We start from the raw sequence: 7,388 nt of genomic DNA on the forward strand, positions 1-7,388 counted from the left end.
CGACGCTCTTCCGATCTGCTCATGATCGTGAAATCATGAGCGGGCGGGACGCCCGCGGTCCGCATGATTCATGACCCCTCCGTCGCCCGAAGACGGCGACACCTCCCCACTTCGTGGGGAGGAAAATCAGAGCTCTCCCCTCGCGACCTGGATCCAGAGCTCGCGGACCTCGCCGTCGAGGTCGTCGACGATCTTGCAGGTGTCGTCGAGGATCATCGTCGCCCGCGTCGCCGCCGTGTAGGCGGGCCACGCCGGCAGCGCGGCGTTGCCGGGCTTGCCAGTGCGCGCAAAGGTCGCCCAGGTCGCCGAGACGCGATCGGCCAGTGCCTGGTCGCCGGGCCGGCGATGGGCGGTGCCGATCACGTGCAGTGTGTCGAACACGAAGGGCACGTCGACCGAGTGCGGCGACTTCAGCCGGCCGGCGAACGCCGGCGTCTCCCAGTCGAGGCTGTACATCCACACCGGCGCCTTGCCGCGCGCCGCCTTGGCGTCGGCCAGCATCAGCTCGCGCACATGGAAGTTCGACATGGTGAGGGCGGTGATCAGGCGGTCCGACGGGCTCGCGCCCGGGTCGCGCCGCTTGTAGTAGGCGAGCAGCGTCTCGGCCGCGCCGCCGGCGACCGCCGCGACACGCGTGCGCAGATCCTCCTCGGTGATTGTGCGGTTCCACACCTTGTCGTCAGGTGCGAAGAAGATCGCCGTCTCGTCCTTGGTGCCGCCGACCAGGATCGGCACATCGTCCGAGAGGGCCGGCGCCGACGGATCGAAGGGATGGGCCGGCAGCACCGTCCCGTCGATCACCGGTCCGAAGTTGTAGCGGTCGAGCAGCGGCAGCCTGGGCCGCGGCAGGGCCTGCTGCGCCGGCGCCACGGCCTCCTGCAGGCGGGCGACCGGCAGCGCCTGCAGCTCGCCGAGCTGGTCGGGCCGCAGCCCGAGATGCTTCAGCACCGCGTGGGCGAGCGCCGCCGTGCGCTCGGGCTCGGCGAAGCGCACGCTGGCGCCGCTCTGCACGATGGCCTTGTGGAACAGGCCTTTGGCCTCGGGCATGGCGAGGAGCGCGCAGCTCTTTCCGCCGCCGCCCGACTGGCCGAAGATCGTGACGTTGCCCGGATCGCCGCCGAAGCGCGCCGCGTGTTCGCGCACCCACTTCAGCGCCAGCACGAGATCGAGCACGCCCGCATTGCCCGACTGGGCGAAGCGCTCGCCGCCCAGGCTCGACAGGTCGAGATGGCCGAAGATGTTGAGCCGATGGTTGACCGCGACCACCACGACGTCGTTGCGGCGCGCCAGGTTCGTGCTGTCGTAGCGCGGCGAGTTGGCCGAGCCCCAGGAGAAGGCGCCGCCGTGCAGCCAGACCATGACCGGCCGCCTGCCGTTGTCGAGGCCGGGCGTCCAGACATGCAGCGTCAGGCAATCCTCGCCGACCGGCAGGGTGTCGACCGGCCCCCACACCGTGGCGAGCTCGGGCCGCTGCGGTCCAGCCTCGGCCTGCGGCGAGCGCCCGGCATAGACGACGGCCTCGCGGATTTCTGTCCAGGGCTCGGGCTTGCGCGGCGGCATGAAGCGGTTGGCGCCCGCGGTGGAAGCGCCGTAGGGGATGCCCTTGAAGATGTGCACGCCCCTGTCGGTGACGCCGACCACCTTGCCCGATGCGGTATCAACAACAGGGGAGGACACGGCTGCGGTGGGCCGCGGCGAGGAAGTAACGACATCTCCGGCCATTGGTTTGTCCTTTCGTTCAGAGTCCTCCCCAGCTTCGCTGGGAAGGTGTCGCCGTCTTCGCCGACGGAGGGGTCATTGCTGGGAGCGCGCCATTCCAGTGGCGCTCTTTTTGTCGATCACATAACCCATGAGCGCCACACAGTGACGCGCTCCCAGCAATGACCCCTCCGTCGGCGAAGATACGGCAACACCTTCCCAGCGACGCTTGGGAGGAAGTTAAATCACTGCTTCGCCAGCAGCTCCGCCGTGATGGCGCTCCATTCGTCAGGCAGCGACTGCGCGATCGGCATCGGCCGGCCAGCGCGCTGGTACCAGCCGCCGGCGTTGCGCATGTCGCCTTCCTGGCGATGCAGATGGGCGTGGACCCAGTTGCAAGCGTCGTCGTCTTCATGCTGCTGCACGCATTTGTGCGCGTGATCCCAGTCGCCACGCAGCAGCCACCACAGGGCCTGCAGGGCCGGTCCGACGTCGGATGGCGGCGCCTCGGCCGAGATGCTGCTGCGGAAGGCATCGATGGTCGTCATGGTCGTGACTCCCTTGTATGCGGTTGTTCCGGCTCAGGCAGGTCCATCGACGATGATCAGGTTGGCCATCGTGTTGCCGAGCCTGAGCGGGATGATCTTCTCGGCCCTTACAGGTACTTCGCCGGACGGATCATCGCCCGCCACATGTGCGCGACCGGACTGTTGTCGAAGCCCAGTCCCTGCTCGGGCTGCCGGAAGTGCCGCCCGATGACGTCGGTGAACTCCTCGAGCTCGACATGCAGGTTGGGATCGAACGAGTAGATGTCGTGCACGGTGATCTGGCGGCCCGTCATGTACCATTTGTGATCGCGCATGCGCTTGTAGTCTTCCTCGACATAGGGGTCGGGGCGGTAGTCGGCGCCGAAGGCCGTCACGTAGGATTGCGGATACTCGTACCCGACCGAATCGTCGGGATAGAAGCGCAGCACCTGGTGGGCGCGGATCGCCCAGGTGATCTCCTCGTCGACATAGGGCTCGACCAGCTGCGCTCCCCAATAGCCGTGGTCGCCGCGAATGAATCCGATCGTCGAGATGTCGTGCAGCAGGCAGGCCAGCACCATCTTCTCCGGCAGGCCTGCCGTCACGGCGTGCCGGGCGCTCTGCAGCAGGTGCATGCTCGGCCCGAAGCGGTACTTGAAGAAGTCGATCAGGGTCGGCTTCTCCGGCATCGCCGGCAAGCGCGGATCGTCGCCCATCAGCACGCGCGCATTGGGATTCTGCTTCATCAGCGCCGCCGCGTTGGGCGGCGGGCTCATGTCGCCGTCGGCCATGGTGTAGAGCCGCGACTTGATGACGATATAGTCGAGCTCCTGGGACATCTTTGCTTCGAGCGCATCGGCTCGCTGAGACAGGCTCATGCTGGCGTTCACGCTGGTCTCCTCCACGGGCCCGGATCGCGGGACTTTGGCTGGAGGCTAGCATGAGCCGAGCGGCGTGCACGACTCCGGCGGTACCGGGATGGAATGCGCGCTCCAATGAGATGGGTTGCAGCAGCCGCATCCCGCGGGGGCGAGTCCAGCCGAATGGAGTGTGCTGTGGCTGGTCTCGCCCACGCCAAATGCGGTGCGGGCGGAGATCGGGGTGGGCAATGCGCTCCCACGGGCGTCGGATGCCGGGGAAACGTGTTTTTTTCGGTATCCCCTGGACCGGAGACGGTCCCGCATCGAAGCCGACGCGTCTGCTCATCGCCCCTCTGATGGACGGCCGAGCTCCTCGAGCAGCGGCCTGAGCGCGTCGAATTCGATGCCGAAGCCGCTCCAGTCTCCCGCCTTCAGGCGCTCGATGGCGCGCTCGTAGTGGGCGAGTGCCTCGCGGGCGCGCACGTCCGTCGGGTCGGCTGGTATCGATTGGCCCCTGTCATGCGGCGGTCCCGCCGGCCGCGCCGTGTCCTTGAACAGCGCCGCCAGCGCCGCACCCAGTGTCTCCTCCATCACCACCCGATCGCCGTAGGCCGCGATCACGCGCTTCAGCTCCGGCAGCTGGCCGGTGGCGGCGCGCAGGTAGAGCGGCGAGACGTAGAGGATCGAGCTCTCGATCGGCACGACCAGCAGATGGCCGCGAATGACGCGCGAGCCCATCTGGTTCCACAGGGCGATCTGCTGGGAGATCTCGGTGTTCTGCTGGATGCGCGCCTCGATCTGGAACGGCCCGAAGACCAGCTTGTCCTTGGGGAATTCGTAGACCATGACCTTGCCGTAGTTGGGCGAATCGCAGCGCGCCACCAGCCACGCGATCATGTTGTCGCGCTGGCTCGGCACCATCGGCAGCATCAGCACCAGCTCGGCCTTGGCCTCGCCGGGCAACCGCATGATCATGTAGTAGGGGTCCATGCGCGGCGCATCGCGGGAGCGGCCCCCGCGCTCGCGAACTGCGGCCCCGAGCCCCGGGATCGGGCCCGGGCTGGCGGCATCGATGCCGGAGAGCTGGCGCGGAAACTGCCACAAATCCTCGCGGTTGTAGAAAACCTCGGGCGTATCCATGTGGTAGGCGCGATAGAGCTGCGCCTGGACGAGGAAGAGATCCTCGGGATAGCGGATGTGGTCCTGCAGGTCCCGCGGCATCGCCGCCAGCGGCTTGAACAGCCCGGGAAAGATGCGCTGCCAGGTCTGGATGACGGGATCGCCGGGCTCGCTGACATAGAGGTCGACCGTGCCGTTGTAGGCGTCGATCACCGCCTTGACCGAGTTGCGGATGTAGTTGAGGCCGCCCGAGGATTGCGGCTGCGCGTAGGGAAACCACTCGCTGGTGGTGTAGGCGTCCTGGATCCAGAACAGCCGTCCCTCGCTCACGACGATGTACGGATCGCGGTCGAGCTGCAGGACGGGGACGATCGTGCGCACCCGCTCCTGGATGTTGCGGCGAAGCAGGATGCGGCTTTCGTCGGTGACGTAGCCGCTCAGCATGATGTTGGGGTCGGCGTAGTACCAGGAGAACAGGCCGCGCAGCGCCGGATCGCCGATCGCCACCCCGTCGGCGCCGTCATAGGTCGCGTAGACGTTGTCCTTGCCCCTGGGGTAGTCGAACTCGGGCGTGGCACCCTTGACAATGGCATAGCGCTCCTTGCCCTGGCCGAAATAGAGGCGGGGCTCGCGGACGACGGGGCCGCCGTTGGCGACCGGCGGAATGTCCTGCAGGTAGAAGACCGGCAGGCCTTCGGCCGACTTGCGCGTCACCGGCGACATCACCACGCCGTTGCCGTGGGTGAACAGCACGTGCAGGTTGACCCAGGTCTGGGCGTTGGGCGGCAATAGCGACGGCTCAAGCTCGCGCGCCGCGAGCAGCACCTGCTGATAGGCGCCGTCGAGACGGTAGCGATCGATGTCCAGCTCGAGGAACTTGTAGTAGGTTCGGATCTCCTGGAGCTGCGCGTAGGTGTCGCTGAGCGGCTGCCAGTCCCACAGGCGGATGTTGTCGATGGTCGCGCGGTTGGCCTCGAGCGATGCGAAGGTCAGCCCTTCCTCGGCCGGGAACGGCTTCACCCCGATCCGGCCGAGGCCGTACGCCTCGCGGGTCAGCGCGATGTTGCGTGCGATGTAGGGCGTCTCCAGCTCGAGCTCGCTGGGCTTCACATAGAGGCGATTGAACAGGGCGGGAAAGATCACCGCGGCCAGGAACGAGCTGCCGAACAGCAGCGCGACCGCCGCCGCGGGAATGCGCCAGCTCCGCCACCGCACATTGAGCCACGCGGCGACGGCGCACGCGGCCGCGAGCCCGATGAGGAGCCACAGCACCGGCAGCCGAACGTGGAGGTCGGTGTAGCCGGCCCCCACGACCACGCCGTTGTCGCTGTACAGCAGCAGGTAGCGATCGAGGCCGTAGGACCACGCCTTGACCGCGAAATAGAGGCCGAGCAACACGGAGCCGTGGACGACGACAGCCGGCGACAGCGGCGGCGCCTTGTCGATCGCGATGTCGCCGTGCAGCCAATAGACGATGCCGGCGGTCGCGGCGCTGAGGAACAGCAGCAGGAGCAGCCAGTTCTTCAGCGCCACGTAGGCAGGCAGCGTGAAGAGATAGAATCCGATGTCGTTGCCGAACACCGGATCGTCCGATCCATAGGGCACCTGGTGGAGGAAGCGCAGGGCGACCTCCCAATTGGGCTGCTCGACGAACGCGGCCACGACTCCCAGCGCGATGGCGAGGATGGCGACGCCAACGCGCCGCGCGACCGGCGAAGGAAGGAAGGAAAGGATGCTGGTCGCCGCCTGGGACCCCGGCGCGGAGAGCGTCGCGGGAGGCGGCAATGCCGGCGCCTGCCGGGCATGGCGGAGCGCCAGCCATCCTGAAAGCCAGCAAGCGCCGGCCGAGACGACGAGCACGGCGATGAACAGGACGGCCCGGGTCGAGAAGATCGTCCAGAAGACGCCGGCATATCCGATCGACGAGAACCACAGCCAGTCGACCAGCATGTCGCCGGCGCGCCCCACCACGACCAGGCCAACGACCATCGCGACCAGGATTGCAGCGAGCTTTGCGCGCATGTCGCTCCCTGTTGCAGAGCGGCGATCTTGCGCCCTTTCCGGCCGATTCTCCACGACTGCCACGCACCCGCCGGGACCGCGCCGTTCGCGACTACGGGTCGCACGCCGGGTCGAGCCCATGAGCCGGCGGGAAGCGCACACCAGGCCGCGATGTATTGCGCATATGCCGAACGTGTAATACGTTGGCGCTGTGAAGACATTGACGGTTCGATTGCCCGAGGCCCTGGTTGCCCAGCTCGAAGCCGAGGCACGCCGGCGCAGGCTGTCGAAATCCGACGTGGTGCGCGAACGTCTGACCGCAATAGGCGAATCTCGCCCGCCGGCGCTGCTGGATGCCATAGCCGACGTCGTCGGTTCGGTCGACGGGCTGCCGCGCGATCTGAGCGCGCGCACGAAAAAGTACCTGAAGTCGACGGGATATGGCGAAAAGCGCGCTCGTTGACGCTGGTTTCCTGGTGGCGCTGCTCAGTCGCCGCGATGCCAACCATCGCTGGGCTGCCGCACAAGCGCCACGCCTGCCGCCCCCTTGGACGACTTGCGAAGCGGTGCTGTCGGAGGCTTCGCATCTGCTCGGGGGGCGCGGAACCGCGAGCCTCGCGGCACTGCTTCACCGGGGGGCTCTCGTCTGCGGCTTTCGTTTCGCCGACGACATGGATGCCGTCCTCGGGCTTCTGGAGAAGTATGCCGACGTGCCGATGAGTTTCGCGGATGCCTGCCTTGTCCGCACGACCGAAACCCTGAACGATCCTGTGCTGCTGACCACGGACAGCGATTTCCGTATCTACCGGCGGCATGGCCGGCAGCGGATTCCGTGCGTGCTGCCGCGCTGAAGCCCCATTCGCGAGAAAGTGCCGTCATCCCGACCGGAGCCGCGCCTAGCGCGGCGTAGTGGAGGGACCTTTCTTGCTGCAGCTTCAGCAAGAAGGGTCCCTCGACTTCGCCGCCCTTCGGGCGGCTTCGCTCGGGATGACGGGATTTTTCCCATATACAACTGCCTTGCGGGACGAGGGGTGACTCGGGGCGCCGTATCCCGCAATTGCGCCTGTGGCGCCGGATCGACGGGCGGGACGCTGGCTTGCCTGTCCAAACGCGCAAGGTCTAGGTTCAGCGCAACGGAGTTCCAAGCCATGAGTAGTGTCACGCGTCGGGCCGCATTGATCGG

Annotated in this window: 6 protein-coding genes; 2 read left to right on the plus strand and 4 right to left on the minus strand. The window is 67.1% G+C overall.

The window, feature by feature from the left end:
- Positions 1 to 126: 126 nt before the first annotated feature.
- The 4 genes from AB7O82_RS11110 to AB7O82_RS11125 all read right to left on the minus strand — a co-directional run bounded on the left by AB7O82_RS11110 (position 127) and on the right by AB7O82_RS11125 (position 6,226).
- Entirely contained in the window at positions 127 to 1,722 is a 1,596-nt protein-coding gene (locus AB7O82_RS11110) for a carboxylesterase/lipase family protein (RefSeq protein ID WP_428543485.1), read from the minus strand.
- Positions 1,723 to 1,943: 221 nt separating this feature from the next.
- On the minus strand, positions 1,944 to 2,246 hold the full coding sequence (locus tag AB7O82_RS11115; protein ID WP_428538434.1) for a hypothetical protein: 303 nt from the start codon (positions 2,244 to 2,246) through the stop codon (positions 1,944 to 1,946).
- 107 nt (positions 2,247 to 2,353) lie between these two features.
- A complete protein-coding gene (locus AB7O82_RS11120) occupies positions 2,354 to 3,115 on the minus strand; it encodes a hypothetical protein (protein ID WP_428538437.1) in 762 nt (253 codons plus the stop codon).
- A 312-nt stretch (positions 3,116 to 3,427) separates the two neighbouring features.
- The gene (locus tag AB7O82_RS11125; protein ID WP_428619401.1) at positions 3,428 to 6,226 is read right to left on the minus strand and encodes a UPF0182 family protein; all 2,799 of its coding nucleotides are present in this window, start codon (positions 6,224 to 6,226) and stop codon (positions 3,428 to 3,430) included.
- A 211-nt stretch (positions 6,227 to 6,437) separates the two neighbouring features.
- Here AB7O82_RS11125 and AB7O82_RS11130 point away from each other — a divergent pair, with 211 nt between their 5' ends.
- Positions 6,438 to 6,668, plus strand: a complete 231-nt coding sequence (locus AB7O82_RS11130; RefSeq protein ID WP_428538443.1) for a hypothetical protein — start codon at positions 6,438 to 6,440, stop codon at positions 6,666 to 6,668.
- Positions 6,646 to 7,056 (plus strand): type II toxin-antitoxin system VapC family toxin, encoded by a 411-nt coding sequence (locus AB7O82_RS11135; protein ID WP_428538446.1) that lies wholly within the window; start codon positions 6,646 to 6,648, stop codon positions 7,054 to 7,056. The genes AB7O82_RS11130 and AB7O82_RS11135 overlap by 23 nt, the downstream gene beginning before the upstream one ends.
- Positions 7,057 to 7,388 lie beyond the last annotated feature (332 nt).

It is taken from the genome of Reyranella sp., assembly GCF_050185545.1.
In the GTDB taxonomy this organism is placed as follows: Bacteria; Pseudomonadota; Alphaproteobacteria; order Reyranellales; family Reyranellaceae; genus Reyranella.

Coding starts and splice junctions, on each gene's coding strand:
- AB7O82_RS11135 (WP_428538446.1), top strand. CDS start 6,646: ATGGCGAAAAGCGCGCTCGTTGACGCTGGTTTCCTGGTGGCGCTGCTC.
- AB7O82_RS11125 (WP_428619401.1), bottom strand. CDS start 6,226: ATGCGCGCAAAGCTCGCTGCAATCCTGGTCGCGATGGTCGTTGGCCTG.
- AB7O82_RS11115 (WP_428538434.1), bottom strand. CDS start 2,246: ATGACGACCATCGATGCCTTCCGCAGCAGCATCTCGGCCGAGGCGCCG.
- AB7O82_RS11110 (WP_428543485.1), bottom strand. CDS start 1,722: ATGGCCGGAGATGTCGTTACTTCCTCGCCGCGGCCCACCGCAGCCGTG.